Source organism: Leisingera sp. CC-HEC096 (assembly GCF_059429235.1).
The window spans coordinates 126,779-143,310 of sequence record NZ_JCAIJS010000001.1 but is presented as its reverse complement, the minus strand read 5'-3'; the positions used below and the strand labels follow the sequence as shown (position 1 = coordinate 143,310).

Sequence of the window (16,532 nt, the reverse complement as noted above, 5' to 3'; positions counted from 1 at the left end):
ATTCGGCGGGCCGTTTTCCGTTCAGTGCCTCAAGGCCCCTGAACCGGTGCAGCGCCCCATTCTTTGCCGTGGTCAAAAAGGCAACGGTCCCCCGCTGATGCGCACGGCCCTGCGCCGGAACGCTTTCCGCGTCGGCGGAAATCCGCTAATCCTGTGGCAAATATATAGAATTACAGGCGGATTTCAGGTGCGAGCAGTTTCTCTTTGGATCGGTGAAGAGCTGCCTTTGCTGACACAGCTGGCCCTCCTGTCCTGGCAGCGCCACACCTGCGGCGTGGATCTCTACGTTCCCGACCCCGCCTGCCCGCCCCTTGGCGTGCCGCCCGGCGTCTGCCTGAAACCGGCAGGGGAGATCCTGCCGCTGGACACGCTGGAGCGCCTGAAACCTTTGATCCGCACCCGGTACAGCCCGCGCCAGGAACGGCTCAGCTACTCCGACATCTTCCGGATCGCGCTTCAGAAACAGGGCCTTGGGTTCTGGCTCGATACCGACGTCATCCTGTTCCAGGACTTCCAGCCGGACCCGGATCAAGCCTGGTTCGCCTTCGACGGCGCTTCAACCGTGGGCTATTCCGCGCTGTACTTTCCGCCGGACGATCCCTTCGTCTGCGATTTCCTCAAGGTGCTGGACCACCCGGACCTCTGGCCGGACTGGCTGGGCTTCAAGCGGCGGGTGGTCAAGCCCGCGCTGCTGCGCGCGCTCGGCCGCAAGTTCCGCGCAACCGACCTCGGCATGACCGTCTACGGCAACGAGGCAATGGTGCGGATTCTCAAGCGGCAGAACCGGTTCGGGGAGGCCAAGCCAATGAAATCAATGTACTATCTCCCCGGCGCCAGCTGCGATTTTTATGACCCGGCGCACACGGCCTCATTGCTGGGGCAGCCCGATATCATCGGCCTGCACGTGCATCAGAAAGGCCCCTCCACTCAGCCGCCCCGCAGCGGCAGCGCGTTTGACCTGACGCTGCGCGAATACGGGCTGGCGGCGGCAGAACCCGCCTGACGCCGCCGCCTGCACTCACAAGGCCGCTGGCAGGTCCACCGTGCCGCGCATCAGCACGAACCCTTCACCCGCAACGCGCACACCCTCAATCGCCTCCGCACTGCCAACGCGGACCACCCGCGCCTGGCCGGGGCGGCCCAGGCCGTGGCCCTGCTCCGCCGTGAATTCCGTCTTCTCCATCAGGCCGTGATGCCACAGATAAGACGCCATCGCCCCGGTGGCGGACCCGGTGAACGGATCCTCCGGCGGGCTGGGCGGCGCCATCAGCAGGCGCGAGAATGTGTCGCCCGCCTCCGTCGCCCCCTCCAGCGTCACCAGGAACGGCTCCATCATGTCGATGCCATCGGCCCCCAGCGATTGGCCCAAGGCCGCCAGCGCCTCCAGATTCAGCTTTGCTGCCTCCAGCGCCGCCCGGTCGCGCAGCAAGGTGACGCAGAACGGCAGCCCGGTGGAGACCTTCTGCGGCTGCCCCACGATCGCCTCAACCGGCAGGCTCACCGCCTCTGCCACCAGCCCGGGATCGGCAAAGGGGCCGAACTCCGGCGCCACTTGCGTCATTTCGATCAGACCGCCGTCCAGCCTGACCGGCACGATCCCCGCCCCGGTTTCCAGCGTGATGCTGTCACCCTCAATCAGCCCGCGGTCCCGCATCGCCGCCACCGTGGCAACGGTCGGGTGGCCGGCAAAGGGGATCTCGCGGCTGGCCAGGAAATAACGCACCTTCACGTCCGCCACCTCCGACGGGCCGGTGAAGGTGCATTCCACCAGCGAGGTCTCCCGCACGTAAGCCGTGCAGACCGCCTCCGGCAGATCCGCGCCGCCATGCACCACTGCACAGCCGTTGCCGCCGAAAGCATGGGCAGAGAACGCATCCACCCAGTCGAAGTCATAGCGTGCCATTGCCGCCCCCCGGTTTCAGAAAATCAAAAAGGCGGGCCCCTGCCCGCCTTTCGCATCTTGAAAGCCTGTTAGCGGAAGTCAATCCGCTGGCCTTACACTTGGACGCCCGCTGGACTTAGTGCACGGGCACCGGCGTCATGTCGTTCTGGCGCGCCAGCACAAAGGCCAGGCTGCGGTCCGCCACCAGCGCCAGCTGGCCGCCCTCGGCATCGTGCACCGCATAAAGCTGCTCGCGGCCGCCCGCGTTCTGCTGCACGTCCGCGGGAAGATCTGCCACCGCGACCGCCTTCACATAGACGGTCCGGTCAGCGCCTTGTTTGAAGTCAAACGGTGTATGCATAGCTCTTACCCCTTCTTGATGTTGATCGTCTGGACAACGGTTTCCGGCCGCGAGCGGGTCAGATCCACATGCAGCAGCCCGTTTTCCATCACCGCCTCGCCCACTTCGACGCCATCGGCCAGCACGAACATGCGCTGGAACTGGCGCGCCGCGATGCCGCGGTGCAGGAATACCCGCCCTTCGCTGTCGTCGCGCTGGCGGCCGCGGATCACCAGCTGCCGGTCCTCGACGGTGATCGCGAGGTCCTCCTCGGCGAAACCGGCCACGGCCAGGGTGATGCGGTAGGAAAAATCGGAAGTCTGTTCGATATTATACGGCGGATAGCCCTCGTTGCCCGATTTTGCCGAGCGTTCGAGGAGGCGTTCCAGCTGCTCGAACCCCAGCATATGCGGGTAGGAGCCCAAGGTAAGTTTCGACACTTTAATCGTCCTTTATGCCAAAGCGACGGATGCTTACGGCCCCTCACACGGCAGCCGCCTGCGAAAGAATATGGGAAGTTCCTGCTGGTTTCACAAGAGCATGTGCTCATAGGTCTAGCGGAAAAGCCGTTAACGAAGTATCTTCAGCCTCACTTCATTCATCAGCTTTGCAGAGTCGCCCATGAATGCACCCACAGATGTGTCGATGAAGACGGATGAGGTCCTCAAGGTTGAGCTGGAGGTTTTCCGCAGGCAGCACCGCGATCTGGACGAAGCGATTTCCGCGCTGGAAGAGCGCGGCACCGCCGACCAGCTGACCATCCGCCGTCTGAAGAAACAAAAGCTCATCCTCAAGGACAAGATCGCCTTGATCGAAGACCGGCTGACCCCGGACATTATCGCCTGACGCCGCGCCGGCCGGACCGGCCGCGCACAGTGCCTGTTGCCCGGAGCCCAAGCTGCCCGGGATCCCGCTGCAGAACGCAGCATTTTTTCCAAAAGCCAAGCTCTCCCGCCCCCTGGCGGTGCAGCCGGGCTGCCCAGCCTGGCGTTGGGCAAGGCAGCGCGCCTGAAGGCGCGCTGCGGTCCCGCCCGCCTGCCCCGCTGCCGGCTGGCGTTCCGGCCCGGATTATCCGCCTTAACGGATGGTCAAACAGCCATGAACCCGCTAGGAGCAGCCCGATTGTCTCCGGCGGTTTCACCGCGAAGCCTTCGGAAACAAGCCTCTGAACAAAAAACGAGCGAGACAATGACCGCTGCGAGGGAACAGATCCCGGCGCCTGAGACGCAGGCTGCTGATTACAACTTCACACCGAAACAAGCGCTGATCGGCGCCCAGATGCTGTTTGTCGCCTTTGGCGCGCTGGTGCTGGTGCCGCTGCTGACCGGCCTCGACCCCAGCGTGGCGCTGTTCACTGCGGGGCTTGGCACGCTGATCTTCCAGATCGTGACCCGCGGCCAGGTGCCGGTGTTCCTGGCGTCGTCTTTCGCCTTCATCGCGCCGATCATCTACAGCGTGCAGACCTGGGGCATGGCCGCCACCACCGGCGGCCTCGCTGCGGCGGGCCTGCTCTATGTGGCGCTCAGCTTCGCCATCCGCGCCTTTGGCTCCGGCTTCCTGCACCGGCTGCTGCCGCCGGTGGTGGTCGGCCCCGTGATCATGGTGATCGGCTTGTCGCTGGCGCCGGTTGCGGTCAACATGGCCACCGGCCTGGCAGGCGACACCCAGGTTATGCCGCGCGACACCGCGCTGCTGCTCGCCGCCATCTCGCTCGGCACCACGATGCTGACCGCCATCCTCGGCCGCGGCATCATGCGCATCGTGCCGATCCTGGCCGGTGTCGCCGCAGGCTATATCGCGGCCCTGATCCTCGGCGCTGTGACCGGCGAAACCCTGGTCAGCACCGCCGCCGTCGCGGACGCCCCCTGGTTCAAGGTCCCCGGCTTTGTCGCGCCGGAATTCAACCTGGCCGCCATCCTGTTCATCCTGCCGGTCGCCATCGCCCCCGCGATTGAGCATTTCGGCGACATCCTGGCGATCTCCAACGTGACCAAGCGCGACTACATGGAGAAGCCCGGCATCCAGAACACCATGCTGGGCGACGGCCTCGCCACCGCCGCCGCGGGCCTCTTGGGCGGGCCGCCCAACACCACCTATTCCGAGGTGACCGGCGCCGTGACCCTCACCCGCGCCTTCAACCCGGCGATCATGACCTGGGCGGCGCTGTTCGCGATTGCGCTATCCTTTGTCGGCAAGCTCTCGGGCGCTCTGTCCACCATCCCGATGCCGGTGATGGGCGGGATCATGATCCTGCTCTTCGGCATGGTCACCGTGGTCGGCCTGTCGGTTCTGGCCAAACTGGGCGAGGCGCTGACCGAGGCCCGCAACATGGTGATCATCTCCACCGTTCTGATCATCGGCCTCGGCGGCCTGACACTGCAATTCGGCGAAGGCTTCACCCTGGCAGGCATCGGCCTCTCCGGCGTTGCGGGCCTGCTGCTGAACCTGATCCTGCCGAAACAGCGGGACTGATCCTGCGCTGCGCCCGCCTGCTCCGGCGGGCGCAGCCCTCCGCGGCCCAACCTGTGGCCCCTCCCCGGAAATGACGATAAAACCGTTGCGTGCACTCAATTGTCGGGTGCGTGTCAGGGTCCTGTCGTGGCCAAATTTCCCGGCCCGGTTAGACCGTCCGCATGTGAACAGCAGGATTGCTCAAAGTGATTGTCAGAAAGCTACGCCTCGAAAAAGGCTTGTCGCAAGAGCAGCTCGCCGGCATGGCCGGGATCAGCACCCGCACGCTGCAGCGGATCGAACGCGGCGCCAAGGCAAGCCCGGAAACCCTGAAATGCATTGCCGCTGTTCTGGAAACGGAATTCTCCAGCCTTCGAAGGGAACAGGACATGCAGACCACCCCAGCAGCAGCCGCGCCGGAACCGAGTGAAGAAAAACAGGACGCCATGCGGTATGCGCGCGACATCCGGGCCTTCTACACTCATGCCATCCAATACGCCGTGGTGATGGCCGCGCTGCTGATCCTGAATCTCCTGACCAGCCCCGGGCACTTCTGGGTTGTCTGGCCCGCTCTCGGCTGGGGCATCGGCCTCGCGATACACGGGTTCAGCGTCTTCGAAGTGATCGGCCTATTTGGCCAGGATTGGGAAGACCGCCAGATCGCACGGCGCCTGAAGTCCCGCCGCAACCGGGGATAGCGCCCGGCCAGCCCTTCTGCCGGCCATAAGAAGCGCCCGCGCCGCGCGCCCGCGCGGCGCCACGCCCAACCGCGGGGGCGGTGCAGCTCCGCTGCATCCCCGCGCGGGCGGGAGCCCCCCTGCGGCATAGCGCCAGCCCCCGGAAAACAGGGCAAATCCACCCGTATTCCCATCCAACCCGCATTGCGTAAAACCCAGGTTTCCCTATAGTGCGCGCTCCACAAGCCGCGACAGGAGCCACCAGCCATGGCCGACATCAAAGTGGGCATCATCATGGGCAGCCAATCCGACTGGCCCACCATGAAGGAAGCCGCCAATATCCTCGATGAACTGGGCGTTGAATACGAGGCCAGGATCGTCTCTGCCCACCGCACCCCGGACCGGCTGTGGAGCTACGGAAAATCCGCAGCGGACCGCGGCCTGCAGGTGATCATCGCAGGCGCCGGCGGTGCGGCCCACCTGCCCGGCATGGTCGCCTCCAAGACCCGCGTGCCGGTGGTCGGCGTGCCGGTCCAGACCCGGGCCCTATCCGGTGTCGACTCGCTTTATTCCATCGTGCAGATGCCCAAGGGCTTCCCCGTCGCCACCATGGCGATCGGCGCCGCCGGCGCCGCCAACGCGGGCCTGATGGCCGCGGGCATCCTGGCGCTGCAGGACGCGGACCTCGCCCAGCGCCTCAACGACTGGCGCGACGCCCTCTCCGCCTCCATCCCCGAGGAACCCTCCGATGACTGACGTGCTCGCACCCGGTTCCACCATCGGCATCCTCGGCGGCGGCCAGCTCGGCCGGATGCTCTCGGTTGCGGCCTCCCGCCTCGGCTTCAAGACCCATATCTTTGAACCTGGCGCCAACCCGCCCGCAGGCCATGTCGCCGACCAGGTGACCACCGCAGGCTACGAGGATGCGGAGGCACTGGCCGCCTTCGCCGCCTCCGTCGACGTCATCACCTATGAGTTCGAGAACATCCCGACCTCCGCGCTGGATCTCCTGGAATCGCAAAAACCGATCCGCCCGGGCCGCGAGGCGCTGCGGATCAGCCAGGACCGGCTGACGGAAAAGACCTTCCTGCAGGACCTCGGCCTGCAAACAGCCCCCTTCGCCGACATCACTGACCAGGCCAGCCTCGACGCCGCCCTGGCAGAGATCGGCGCCCCGTCGATCCTGAAAACCCGCCGCTTCGGTTATGACGGCAAGGGCCAGGCCCGCATCAAGGCGGCTGAGGACGCAGGCGAAGCGCTCGCCGCCATGGCCGGCGCGCCCTCGATCCTCGAAGGCTTCGTCAATTTCACCCACGAGGTCTCCGTGATCGCTGCCCGCGGCACGACGGGTGAGATCGCCTGTTTCGACCCAGGCGAAAACGTTCACCGCGACGGCATCCTGCACACCACCACCGTGCCTACCAAGCTGACCACCGGGCAGCGCATGGACGCGGTGCTTATGGCCGGCAAGATCCTGAACGCGCTGGAGTATGTCGGCGTCCTCGGCGTCGAACTCTTCGTCACGCCGCAGGGCCTGATCGTCAACGAGATCGCCCCGCGCGTCCACAATTCCGGCCACTGGACCCAGAACGGCTGCACCGTCGACCAGTTCGAACAGCACATCCGCGCGGTGGCCGGCTGGCCGCTCGGCGACGGCCAGCGCCACTCCGACGTGGTGATGGAAAACCTGATCGGCGGCGACGTGGAGCGCTTGCCCGAATTGGCCAAGGAAGCCGATTGCGCCATCCACCTCTACGGCAAGGCCGAGGCCAAACCGGGCCGCAAGATGGGCCATGTGAACCGGGTGCAAAAGCCGCAAGGCTAAGGCTGGGGGCACCGCCCCCGGACAAGCCCCCAACTTGGGGCTCTGCCCCAAACCCCGGGATATTTCCGGCAAGAGGAAGTCACGCAAGGTGAAACCGGCCCCGCCGGTTTCACGCGCCGCAAAGAGGGCCATCCGGCCTGATGCGCGGCGCTTCCCCCTCAGGCTATGAAACGGCCCGCAATCTCCCCCGACATATAGCTGACCCGCCCGCCGGCAATTGTCGCAGCGACCCGCTGGGTTGCCTTGTCCAGCACCAGAATGTCGGCGCGCTTGCCGGTCTCCAATGTCCCGCGGTCGGTCAGCCCCAACAGCTGCGCAGGCCCGTGTGAGACCAGCCGCCAGGCTCCCTCCAGATCCAGCAGGCCGGAGCGCTCCAGCATCAAGGCCGCGCGGCGCGGACTGGGATAGTGGTAGTCAGAGGCCAGCGCATCGCACAGCCCCATGGCGATCAGCTCCACAGCCGAGGCATTGCCCTTGTGCGAGCCGCCCCGCACCACGTTGGGCGAACCCAGGATCACCGGATCTCCGGCGCCCCGCGCGGCCTCCGCCGCCTCAAGTGTCTCGGGAAACTCGGCAATCCGCGCCCCGCGCTCGCGCCAGACGGCACGGTCCTCAGCGGTCTGGTCGTCATGGCTGCCAAGGCGCACATCCAGCGCCGCCAGTTCGCGGCACAGCGCATCCAGCCTGCCCGGCACCTCATCCCGGCGCGCGTGCATGTCCTTCAGCATCTGCCAGTGCACTTCCGGGTTGCGCCCCGCCTTCAGCGCCTGACCGGTCAGCCGCGGCGGCTTCTTGCCCGCCGCCAGCCGCTCATGCGGCAGGTGGTCGTTGAACACCACATAGGGCACCTGCCACTGCGCCACCTTGGCGGCGAGTGCGGCATACTCCTCCAGCATGTGAATCTCGAACCGCAGCTGCGGCAGCAGATCGGTCACGAGCGACCCGCGCACCGCTTTGATGCCCTCGAACACCTGCGCCGCAAACTCCGGCCCGCGCAGGCCGCCCTCCCAGGAGTAGAACTGCGCCAGCACCGCAGAGGTGATGCCGTTGGCGGCCAGCTCCGCCTCGGCCGCCACCACGCCCTCGGCCATCTGCTTCATCGCCCCGCGGCGCGGTGCCAGATGGCGCTCGAACCCGTCGCCATGCGCGTCCACGATCCCCGGCAGCACCAGATAGCCGGACAAATCCACGGCTCGCCCGGCAGGCGCATCCGCCACCAGCCCGCCCGCGATCGCAATCTCACCGCCGCGCTGCAGCCCGCCGGGGCGCAGCACATCACCGCCCTGCAGGGTCAGTTCCAACGTCATTCTTCCGCCTCTTCACAGCCGCCATTCAGCTGGCAAGCCTCGCTGATAATCTCTTCCACCGCCGCCAGCCAGGTGAGCGAAGGCTCAAACCGCCCTTCCTCCAGGAAGTGCAGAGTCTGCGCCATCACCTGCGGGTTGTTCATCATGTAGGTATGGGTCACCGGCAGGGTCAGATGCGCGGCCATTCCGTCAACCTTGGTGCTCTCGACCGAAACCTTGCCGTCATCCGCACCCGGGATCAGCGAGGAGAACACCGGGTTCAGCGTCTCATTCCCGGCAATCACCCCCAGTTCGAACGCCACCGGCGGCAGGCGCCTTGGCAGGCTCTCCGCCCCGGTGCCCAGCTGCAGGCCGGCGGGACCGTTCAACAGGCCGAACACCTCCCAGTCCCCCAGCTCATCCACCAGCTCGCTGCCCTGGTTGGGCGGCCCCATCATCACCACCCGGCCCAGGTTTGCAGGGCTGTTTCCCTGCAGCCAGTGGCGCAGCAGGATCCCCCCCATCGAGTGGCTGACCACATGGGTTTGCTGCGCCCCGCAGGCTGCAAAAGCCTTCGGCAGGGTTTCCTCTGCCAGCACCTGAATGGTCTCCTCCGTCGAGGCATAGCCGGGCCGCACCACATCATACCCGCGCGACTGCAGCACCTCCTCCATCACCGCAAAAGACGTCTCGGAGCGCGCCAGCCCGTGCAGCAGGATCACGCAATCGGCTGCCGCAGGCAGCGGCAGCAGCGCCGCAGCCGCGGCAAGCAAAGGTTTGGTAAACTCACGCATGACGCCCAGATAAGCGCAAGCGGCGGCACAGGGAAGACCTTGCGGCTACTTGGCGGCCTGTTCGGCTGCCTGCGCCTTGCGCGCGGGCGCCCGCCGCACCACCAGCGCGATGCCGCCCAGCACCGCAACGGAGCCGAAAACCAGCCGCAGCCCGATCGCCTCCCCCAGCAGAACGGCCCCTGCAACAATTGCAATCACCGGCACGCTCAGCTGCACCGTTGCGGCCACCGCAGGCAGGATCTGCGGCAGCAGCCGGTACCACAGCGCATAGCCCATGCCAGAGGTCACCGCCCCCGACACAACCGCCAGCACCGCGCCGTAAAGGCTCACCGTGCTGCCGCCCAGCCACAGGGCAACGGGCAGAAACATCGCCGTGGACCACAGGAAATTCACCGCCGTGGCTGCCAGCGGCTGCACCGCCCCGCGGCCCAGGATGCTGTAGATCCCCCAGCCCAGCCCCGCCGCCGCCATCAACAGCGACGCGCCAAGGGGCGCCGTGCCGGAGCCATCGGGCCAGACCACATAAGCCAGCCCCAGAAAGGCCAGAACCGCGCCCGCCACCTGGCCGCCGCTGACCGGATTGCCCCGCAGCGCGCCCCACAGGAACATCGACACCTGCACCACCCCGAACAGCACCAGCGCGCCAAGGCCCGCATCAAGCTGCTGATAGGCAAGCGAAAACCCGGCGATATAAAGCGTCAGCGCCGCCCCGCCCCCCAGGCTCGCCCGCAGGTCCTGCCGCACCGCCTGCCCCTGCGCCAGGCACAGAACGACCAGCATCGCCGCGCCGGAGGCCAGCCGCAGCAGGCCAAAGCTGCCCGCATCCATATACCCGCCCCCGATGGCCAGCCGGCTGAGGATGGAGTTCGCGGCAAAGGCGATCATGGTCAGGGAGACAAGAAGAAACAGGCGCATACGGAACCGCTACCGCGCAAACCCCGCGCGGGCCAGTGATAAATTCGTGTTAGCTCTTGATCCCCAACTGAACATTTGCCGCCGCCAAACTACTTTAGCCCTTGAACACATTTTCCCGATGCCAACGGAGGTATGACCTGTGTGGTTTGAATGCCGGGTTCACAGGTTCGATCAAACGCCGGTCAGGCAGCAACAAACGATCCAGTGTCGCCCCATCCACCGCCTTTTTCGCAACAAGCACCTCATTGTCATCGCTGATCGACAGCAGCCCCCGGTCGAACATCCAATGCACGGTGCCGGACAAGGCCAGCCCGTTGCGCACCGTATCCGGGCCGCACTCGGAAACCGGAACGATATGCGCGGCCTCCACCTCCGGCCGCCCGCCGCCATTGCGCAACTCCAGCCCCGACATGGAACAGCGGCCGCCATAAGCATGCTTGACCTGCCTGGCAAAACTGCGGTCCCGAAAGGCCCGCTGAGACAGCAGCATCTCGCGCGGCTGATCCTCGGGTTCGAAGGGGGACTGCGCCTCGGCAAAACCAGGCTTTGCGGTGAAATCTCCGGTTCGCGGAATGGCATTCGGCTCTTCTCGCGCCGCCAGACCGGCGTTGATAATTCGCGCAAAATCCGCATCAGAGATCAGCCGGACTGCACTGGTGTTGCTGCCGCGCGACCTGGGCAAACCAGTTTCATACGGCCCCTGACCCTCCACCCATCGGGGAACAAAGTTCTCAAAAGACAGTTCACTGCCTGTGTCTAGCAAAGCATAAGCCAGTGCAGGATCTTTGGGATCATCCTGCACCTGAAGCACACGCTGAACAGCATGGTAGCCTTTACCGCCGCCGCGTCTGCCTTCATAGAAAATGACCCAGTCGCCGACGGTCTGCTCAACCCGGCTCAGGTAGTGTTTTTTGGGAAAATGATACGCTTTGCCCGGTTGGTCATCATAACCAGAATGCGAAGACTGAATGAAAACCGCTTTGACCATGGCAGTGACTTTAGGCCGTTGTTTCGAAAACGAAAAGAGGGGAGAGGACCCCCCCCCGCATTCACCTATGCCTAAATACTCCCGCCGGAGGCAGGCCCGCACCGCGGGCCTTCTGCACCCTCCGAAACGGAAAGGGGCCGCCCGAAGGCAGCCCCAAAGTCATCCGGATGGATGGCTGATGCTTACATCATGCCGCCCATGCCGCCCATGCCGCCCATGTCGGGCATGCCGCCGCCGGCGCCTGCGCCTTCTTTGGCGGGCTTGTCGGCAACCATGGCTTCGGTGGTGATCAGCAGACCAGCAACCGAGGATGCGTCTTCCAGAGCGGTACGGGTCACTTTGGCCGGGTCGATCACGCCGAAGGAGAACATGTCGCCATATTCACCGGTCTGCGCGTTGTAGCCGAATGCGCTGTCCACGGATTCGCGGATCTTGCCGGCAACCACGGCACCGTCGACGCCTGCGTTCTCGGCGATCTGGCGCAGCGGCGCCTCGATGGCCTTGCGGACGATGTTGATGCCTGCGTTCTGGTCGGCGTTGGCGCCTTCCAGGCCTTCCAGGCCCTTGCCGGCCTGCACCAGGGCAACACCGCCGCCGACGATCACGCCTTCCTGCACGGCTGCGCGGGTCGCGTTCAGAGCGTCGTCCACACGGTCCTTGCGCTCTTTCACTTCCACTTCGGTCATGCCGCCGACGCGGATCACGGCAACACCGCCTGCCAGTTTGGCAACGCGTTCCTGCAGCTTCTCGCGGTCGTAGTCAGAGGTGGTTTCCTCGATCTGGGTGCGGATCTGGGCAACACGTGCTTCGATCTCGGCCTTCTCGCCGGCGCCGTCGACGATGGTGGTTTCGTCTTTGGTGATGGTGACTTTCTTGGCGGTGCCCAGCATGTCCATGGTCACGGACTCGAGCTTCATGCCCAGATCTTCGGAGATCACCTGGCCGCCGGTCAGGATCGCGATGTCCTGCAGCATGGCCTTGCGGCGGTCGCCGAAGCCCGGTGCCTTGACGGCTGCGATTTTCAGGCCGCCGCGCAGCTTGTTGACAACCAGGGTTGCCAGCGCTTCGCCTTCGACGTCCTCAGCAATGATCAGCAGCGGCTTCTGCGACTGGATCACCTGCTCCAGCAGCGGAACCATCGGCTGCAGCGAAGACAGTTTCTTCTCGTGCAGCAGGATCATGCAGTCTTCCAGATCCGCGACCATCTTGTCGGGGTTGGTGACGAAGTAGGGCGACAGGTAGCCGCGGTCGAACTGCATGCCCTCGACCACGTCGGTCTCGGTTTCCATGCCTTTGTTCTCTTCGACGGTGATGACGCCTTCGTTGCCGACTTTCTGCATCGCGTCAGCGATCTGGCGGCCGATTTCAGCTTCGCCGTTGGCGGAGATGGTGCCAACCTGCGCAACCTCGTCGGAGTCTTTCACTTCGCGGGCCATGTCCTTGATGCCCTGCACGACTTTGGCGGTTGCCAGGTCGATGCCGCGCTTCAGGTCCATCGGGTTCAGGCCGGCAGCAACCTGCTTCAGGCCTTCTTTGACGATCGCCTGGGCCAGAACGGTTGCGGTGGTGGTGCCGTCGCCGGCTTCATCGTTGGTGCGGGAAGCAACTTCCTTCACCATCTGGGCGCCCATGTTCTCGAACTTGTCTTCCAGTTCGATTTCCTTCGCCACGGACACACCGTCCTTGGTGATGCGCGGTGCGCCGAAGGATTTGTCCAGAACCACGTTGCGGCCTTTCGGGCCCAGGGTCACTTTCACGGCGTCAGCCAGAATGTTGACGCCTTTCAGCATGCGGTTGCGGGCATCGGTGTCGAATTTGACGTCCTTAGCAGCCATTTTTCACTCTCCTAGAGAAATTCTGTGTGTTTCAGCGATCAGGGATCAGAGAAGCCGGACGGCTTACTCGATGATGCCCATGATGTCGCTTTCCTTCATCATCAGCAGCTCTTCGCCGTCGACGGTCACTTCGGTGCCGGACCACTTGCCGAACATGATGCGGTCGCCAGCGGACACGGCCATCTCGATCAGCTCGCCGCTGTCCTTGCGGGCGCCTGCGCCGCAAGCAACCACAACGCCTTCGCTCGGCTTTTCCTTGGCGGAATCGGGGATGATCAGGCCGCCCGCGGTTTTTTCTTCGCTTTCGGTGCGGCGCACCAGCACGCGGTCATGAAGCGGTTTCAATGCCATCTTTGCAGCTCCTTGAAAGGCTCAAAGGTTGTTATCTGTTGGACCTCCGCCTCCCCGGCGGGGCCGTTATCACTCACACGGGGTGAGTGCTAACGACGGGGAAGCTAGGAATGCCCCCGCATGTTGTCAACATGGAATCAGCAAAAAAATGAGGGCGCCGGAGCGCCCTCTGTTCTGCCTTTTTCGCGGCCTTATGCGGCCTTGTCTTTCAGGTGCGGAAAGCTGTCCTTAAAGCGGCCGAACTTGTGCGCGCCGCAGGTGACCGGTTCATAGCGCGCCGGGTTTTCCGCACTGACGCAACTGTCCAGCGGCTGGAACACCGCGTCCGCATCCGCATCAATGAAAAACGGGATAGAATAGCGTTCCCGGCCCGAAGCATTCACCACCCGGTGCAGGTTGGCCAGATACAGATCATTAGTCAGCCGCTGAATCAGATCGCCGATGTTGATGACAAAAGTTCCGGCAACGGGCGGCCCCTCGACCCATTGGCCGTCGCGGTTCATCACCTGCAAACCGCCCACATCATCCTGCGCCAGGATGGTCAGGCTGCCGTAATCCGTATGGGCGCCGATCCCCATCACGCTCTCATCAATTCGGCCCTCCTGCGGCGGGTAATGCAGCAGCCGCTGGATGGTGATCGGGTTCTGCATCCTGGGCTGAAAGAAATCCGCCTCCAGATCCAGGCTGACCGCAATCGCCCGCATCAGCCGCTGCGCCAGGCCCTTCATCTCCTGATGATAGCCATAGACCGCGCGTTGAAATTCCGGCTGCGCCGCGGGCCACAGGTTGGGGCCAAAGAACGGCGCATCCCCGGCCGGGCCTTCCGGCCCGATGTCGAAACATTCCTTCAGGTCCTTGGTCTTCGCGGGGTCGGTGTTCTCGCCGAAAATCTCGATATAGCCGCGCAGGGCAAGGCCCGATTTGGAGATATGCAGGTCCATCTTGTCCTGCAGCGGCAGGTCAAAGAACGCCCGGGTCTCATCAAAGGCGCCGTTCACAACCGCCTCCGGCACCCCGTGGTTCTTCACGTAGAAGAAGCCAACGTTGGTCAGCGCCCAGCGGATTTCCTTGGCCACCTCAAACAGGCTGCCGCCCGTGTTCAGCGCGCTGACGTCGATCACCGGGATCTTGTCGAAGGAAACCCGCTGCGCCCGCAGCCGGTCCTGAAGCCGGTCGATGTCCTGATCTGCCATTGCTCTCTCCCCTTGTGCAAAGCTGCGCCCGTCATCGGCGCAGACCGGCTCTTGCTCAACAGGGAAAAAATGCAACTCACATGAGTTGAATTAAACCGAGCTTCGGAAACTGATATGAAAATAAGCCGCATAGGCAACCGAACACATTAGATTGGAGAAAGCCAAGCTTACAGCTTCACTCCCCCTCCCAGCTTTCCGCCCAATGCACCAGGCCTGCGCGGCCCGCCTCGGTCAGCTGATAAATGCCGGTTTCCACCCGTTCGAACCAGCCATAGTGGTTCCTGGCCATCAACTGGGTGGCGCGGGCCACGCCGGTGGCCTTGGCGACCTCACTGCCCTTGCAGGCGCCGGTTCCGGCCAGATGCGCGGCGCAGGCCAGCGCGTCCTGGCGGTAGGCGGTGACAATGCCGTGCCGGGTGGCGCCGCCCGCGTTGGGGTCGCCGCGCAAGGCCTGGAACTCGCGCAGCAGCCGTGCCTGTTTCTTCTTGGACTTGCGCGGCGCATATGGCCCGGGATCGCAATGCACCTCCGCCCGGCCGTCCGCCAGCACCGTGATGAGGCCCAGACCCAGCCGCCGGCACATCGCCAGATTGTCCTTCAGCATCCGCCGCGCCTGCCGCCCCTTGGGTCGCGGCACCGCGATATAGACATGGTCGGTGATGGCCAGACGGGCCACCGCCTGGTGAAACAGCGACAGCGAAAACTTCAGCTTCAGCTCGACAATCACCGGCGGCTCCGCACCGCGGACCGCCACCACATCGGCGGCCCCCACTTCGCCCTTGACCGCGTAGCCCTGCCCTTCCAGCAGCGCCTTCACCGGCGCATAAAGCTGATCTTCCCGTTCCATGCCCCATGACTGGCATCAAGCGCCGCCCTTGGCAATCCGCCGCCCGAATTTGCGCCCCGGCGCCGGGTTTGCCATTGCCGCGCCCCCTGCTCCGCCCTAGGGTCAAATGCTCAGGCCACAGTTCCGGAACCCCGGGGAAAGGGCGCTTGATGAAACGGATTGCACTTGCCTTGGCCCTGGCGCTGCAGGCCACTGCCGGCTTTGCCGCCTGCCGCGGCATCGACTACCGCGACCACCTGCCGCCCGCCACCGAAGCGCGGCTGGAGCGCGAAATGGCCGCCACCCCGTTTTCCCGCGGCAATCATTGGGTCGCGACCAAGGGCAACCGCACCATCCACGTGATCGGCACCATGCATGGTGGCGATTCCCGCATGGCGCGGGTGATGCGCAACCTGCGCCCGGCGCTGGCCTCGGCCCAGGCCATTTACCTGGAGACAGTGCAGGCCGAAATGGGCGACGTTGACGCCATGCCCGCCGCCCTCGCCCGCAGCTTTTTGCTGCCGCAGGGGCAGGAGCTGCGGCACCTGCTGGGTAAGGAGGCCTGGCAGCATTTCGAGCTGACGGCGCGGGTTTCCGGCGCCAATGTGGAAACCATGAACCGGATGCAGCCCTGGGCGATTTCCATGTTCCTGGTGCAAAGCGGCTGCCGCCCCTATGGCTTCGGCCTGAAGCGCGGCCTGGACGACCGGATCTCGGATTTTGCCAGCCGCAAACGCATCCCCATCGGCGCGCTGGAAACCCCGGCGCAGGCGCTGACGGCCATCGCCAGCCTGCCGCTGCGCGATCAGGCGCGGATGCTGGAACTGGAACTGGAGCTGGTGCAATCGGACAAACCTGAGGATGCCACCCCGGTCGAAGCCTATTTCGACCAAAGCGTCTGGTCCGCCTTCGTGCTCGCGCCATGGATCAGCGCCCAGTACAGCAGCTTCTCCGGCGCCGAGACCGCGCGGCTGTGGCGCCAGTACAATGACCGCCTGCTGGACCAGCGCAACAAACGCTGGATGAAGGTGATCCTGGCTGCCCGGCAGGAGCGGATCGTGGTTGCGGTCGGCGCGGCCCATTTGCCTGGCAGGAACGGCGTGCTGAACCTGTTGAATGCCAAGGGCTTCAGCCTCAGCCGCGCCCCGTGGTAGGGGTGGGGCGCATCC

The 16,532-nt window shown here is 64.8% G+C and carries 18 protein-coding genes; 7 read left to right on the top strand and 11 right to left on the bottom strand.

Annotated elements, in window-relative coordinates; genetic code table 11:
• The first annotated feature begins 187 nt into the window (after positions 1-187).
• Positions 188-1,003, top strand: a complete 816-nt coding sequence (locus AC5STI_RS00655; protein ID WP_495445219.1) for a hypothetical protein — start codon at positions 188-190, stop codon at positions 1,001-1,003.
• A 15-nt stretch (positions 1,004-1,018) separates the two neighbouring features.
• Here AC5STI_RS00655 and AC5STI_RS00650 read toward each other — a convergent pair whose 3' ends face one another.
• From AC5STI_RS00650 to AC5STI_RS00640, 3 genes are all read right to left on the bottom strand, one after another.
• Positions 1,019-1,903, bottom strand: coding sequence for a PhzF family phenazine biosynthesis protein (locus AC5STI_RS00650; protein WP_495445218.1), 885 nt, complete (start codon positions 1,901-1,903; stop codon positions 1,019-1,021).
• 115 nt (positions 1,904-2,018) lie between these two features.
• Positions 2,019-2,243 (bottom strand): DUF1150 family protein, encoded by a 225-nt coding sequence (locus AC5STI_RS00645; protein WP_475050655.1) that lies wholly within the window; start codon positions 2,241-2,243, stop codon positions 2,019-2,021.
• A 5-nt stretch (positions 2,244-2,248) separates the two neighbouring features.
• Complete coding sequence (locus tag AC5STI_RS00640) at positions 2,249-2,662, bottom strand: Hsp20 family protein (protein ID WP_027244437.1); 414 nt, start codon at positions 2,660-2,662, stop codon at positions 2,249-2,251.
• A 181-nt stretch (positions 2,663-2,843) separates the two neighbouring features.
• Between AC5STI_RS00640 and AC5STI_RS00635 the strand changes: the two genes are divergently transcribed.
• From AC5STI_RS00635 to AC5STI_RS00615, 5 genes are all read left to right on the top strand, one after another.
• Positions 2,844-3,068, top strand: a complete 225-nt coding sequence (locus AC5STI_RS00635) for a YdcH family protein (RefSeq protein ID WP_174148795.1) — start codon at positions 2,844-2,846, stop codon at positions 3,066-3,068.
• A 342-nt stretch (positions 3,069-3,410) separates the two neighbouring features.
• The gene (locus AC5STI_RS00630; protein WP_495445217.1) at positions 3,411-4,694 is read left to right on the top strand and encodes a uracil-xanthine permease family protein; all 1,284 of its coding nucleotides are present in this window, start codon (positions 3,411-3,413) and stop codon (positions 4,692-4,694) included.
• Positions 4,695-4,879: 185 nt separating this feature from the next.
• On the top strand, positions 4,880-5,371 hold the full coding sequence (locus AC5STI_RS00625; protein ID WP_495445216.1) for a 2TM domain-containing protein: 492 nt from the start codon (positions 4,880-4,882) through the stop codon (positions 5,369-5,371).
• A 246-nt stretch (positions 5,372-5,617) separates the two neighbouring features.
• A complete protein-coding gene (gene purE, locus AC5STI_RS00620; protein WP_495445215.1) occupies positions 5,618-6,106 on the top strand; it encodes a 5-(carboxyamino)imidazole ribonucleotide mutase in 489 nt (162 codons plus the stop codon).
• Positions 6,099-7,175 carry a 5-(carboxyamino)imidazole ribonucleotide synthase gene (locus AC5STI_RS00615; protein ID WP_495445214.1) on the top strand — a complete coding sequence of 359 codons (1,077 nt, stop codon included), beginning with the start codon at positions 6,099-6,101 and terminating at the stop codon, positions 7,173-7,175. The genes purE and AC5STI_RS00615 overlap by 8 nt, the downstream gene beginning before the upstream one ends.
• A 158-nt stretch (positions 7,176-7,333) precedes the next feature.
• Here AC5STI_RS00615 and AC5STI_RS00610 read toward each other — a convergent pair whose 3' ends face one another.
• From AC5STI_RS00610 to AC5STI_RS00575, 8 genes are all read right to left on the bottom strand, one after another.
• Complete coding sequence (locus tag AC5STI_RS00610; RefSeq protein WP_495445213.1) at positions 7,334-8,482, bottom strand: alpha-D-ribose 1-methylphosphonate 5-triphosphate diphosphatase; 1,149 nt, start codon at positions 8,480-8,482, stop codon at positions 7,334-7,336.
• On the bottom strand, positions 8,479-9,255 hold the full coding sequence (locus AC5STI_RS00605) for an alpha/beta fold hydrolase (RefSeq protein WP_495445212.1): 777 nt from the start codon (positions 9,253-9,255) through the stop codon (positions 8,479-8,481). Before AC5STI_RS00605 ends, AC5STI_RS00610 begins: the two co-directional genes overlap by 4 nt.
• Before the next feature lie 45 nt (positions 9,256-9,300).
• The gene (locus AC5STI_RS00600) at positions 9,301-10,170 is read right to left on the bottom strand and encodes a DMT family transporter (RefSeq protein WP_495445211.1); all 870 of its coding nucleotides are present in this window, start codon (positions 10,168-10,170) and stop codon (positions 9,301-9,303) included.
• A 94-nt stretch (positions 10,171-10,264) separates the two neighbouring features.
• Positions 10,265-11,158, bottom strand: coding sequence for an HNH endonuclease (locus AC5STI_RS00595; protein WP_495445210.1), 894 nt, complete (start codon positions 11,156-11,158; stop codon positions 10,265-10,267).
• A gap of 182 nt (positions 11,159-11,340) precedes the next feature.
• The gene (groL, locus tag AC5STI_RS00590) at positions 11,341-12,993 is read right to left on the bottom strand and encodes a chaperonin GroEL (protein WP_495445209.1); all 1,653 of its coding nucleotides are present in this window, start codon (positions 12,991-12,993) and stop codon (positions 11,341-11,343) included.
• A 63-nt stretch (positions 12,994-13,056) separates the two neighbouring features.
• A complete protein-coding gene (locus AC5STI_RS00585; protein ID WP_366659158.1) occupies positions 13,057-13,344 on the bottom strand; it encodes a co-chaperone GroES in 288 nt (95 codons plus the stop codon).
• Between the two features lie 191 nt (positions 13,345-13,535).
• A complete protein-coding gene (locus tag AC5STI_RS00580) occupies positions 13,536-14,537 on the bottom strand; it encodes an isopenicillin N synthase family dioxygenase (RefSeq protein WP_495445208.1) in 1,002 nt (333 codons plus the stop codon).
• A 175-nt stretch (positions 14,538-14,712) separates the two neighbouring features.
• A complete protein-coding gene (locus AC5STI_RS00575) occupies positions 14,713-15,384 on the bottom strand; it encodes a DUF2161 domain-containing phosphodiesterase (protein ID WP_495445207.1) in 672 nt (223 codons plus the stop codon).
• Between the two features lie 149 nt (positions 15,385-15,533).
• Here AC5STI_RS00575 and AC5STI_RS00570 point away from each other — a divergent pair, with 149 nt between their 5' ends.
• A complete protein-coding gene (locus tag AC5STI_RS00570; protein WP_495445206.1) occupies positions 15,534-16,517 on the top strand; it encodes a TraB/GumN family protein in 984 nt (327 codons plus the stop codon).
• Positions 16,518-16,532 lie beyond the last annotated feature (15 nt).

What these genes read in the sequence shown, in the direction of transcription:
- AC5STI_RS00650 (WP_495445218.1), bottom strand. Translation starts at nt 1,903, where the DNA reads ATGGCACGCTATGACTTCGACTGGGTGGATGCGTTCTCTGCCCATGCT.
- AC5STI_RS00645 (WP_475050655.1), bottom strand. Translation starts at nt 2,243, where the DNA reads ATGCATACACCGTTTGACTTCAAACAAGGCGCTGACCGGACCGTCTAT.
- AC5STI_RS00635 (WP_174148795.1), top strand. Translation starts at nt 2,844, where the DNA reads ATGAATGCACCCACAGATGTGTCGATGAAGACGGATGAGGTCCTCAAG.
- AC5STI_RS00630 (WP_495445217.1), top strand. Translation starts at nt 3,411, where the DNA reads ATGACCGCTGCGAGGGAACAGATCCCGGCGCCTGAGACGCAGGCTGCT.
- purE (WP_495445215.1), top strand. Translation starts at nt 5,618, where the DNA reads ATGGCCGACATCAAAGTGGGCATCATCATGGGCAGCCAATCCGACTGG.
- AC5STI_RS00615 (WP_495445214.1), top strand. Translation starts at nt 6,099, where the DNA reads ATGACTGACGTGCTCGCACCCGGTTCCACCATCGGCATCCTCGGCGGC.
- AC5STI_RS00610 (WP_495445213.1), bottom strand. Translation starts at nt 8,482, where the DNA reads ATGACGTTGGAACTGACCCTGCAGGGCGGTGATGTGCTGCGCCCCGGC.
- AC5STI_RS00605 (WP_495445212.1), bottom strand. Translation starts at nt 9,255, where the DNA reads ATGCGTGAGTTTACCAAACCTTTGCTTGCCGCGGCTGCGGCGCTGCTG.
- AC5STI_RS00600 (WP_495445211.1), bottom strand. Translation starts at nt 10,170, where the DNA reads ATGCGCCTGTTTCTTCTTGTCTCCCTGACCATGATCGCCTTTGCCGCG.
- AC5STI_RS00595 (WP_495445210.1), bottom strand. Translation starts at nt 11,158, where the DNA reads ATGGTCAAAGCGGTTTTCATTCAGTCTTCGCATTCTGGTTATGATGAC.
- groL (WP_495445209.1), bottom strand. Translation starts at nt 12,993, where the DNA reads ATGGCTGCTAAGGACGTCAAATTCGACACCGATGCCCGCAACCGCATG.
- AC5STI_RS00585 (WP_366659158.1), bottom strand. Translation starts at nt 13,344, where the DNA reads ATGGCATTGAAACCGCTTCATGACCGCGTGCTGGTGCGCCGCACCGAA.
- AC5STI_RS00580 (WP_495445208.1), bottom strand. Translation starts at nt 14,537, where the DNA reads ATGGCAGATCAGGACATCGACCGGCTTCAGGACCGGCTGCGGGCGCAG.
- AC5STI_RS00575 (WP_495445207.1), bottom strand. Translation starts at nt 15,384, where the DNA reads ATGGAACGGGAAGATCAGCTTTATGCGCCGGTGAAGGCGCTGCTGGAA.
- AC5STI_RS00570 (WP_495445206.1), top strand. Translation starts at nt 15,534, where the DNA reads ATGAAACGGATTGCACTTGCCTTGGCCCTGGCGCTGCAGGCCACTGCC.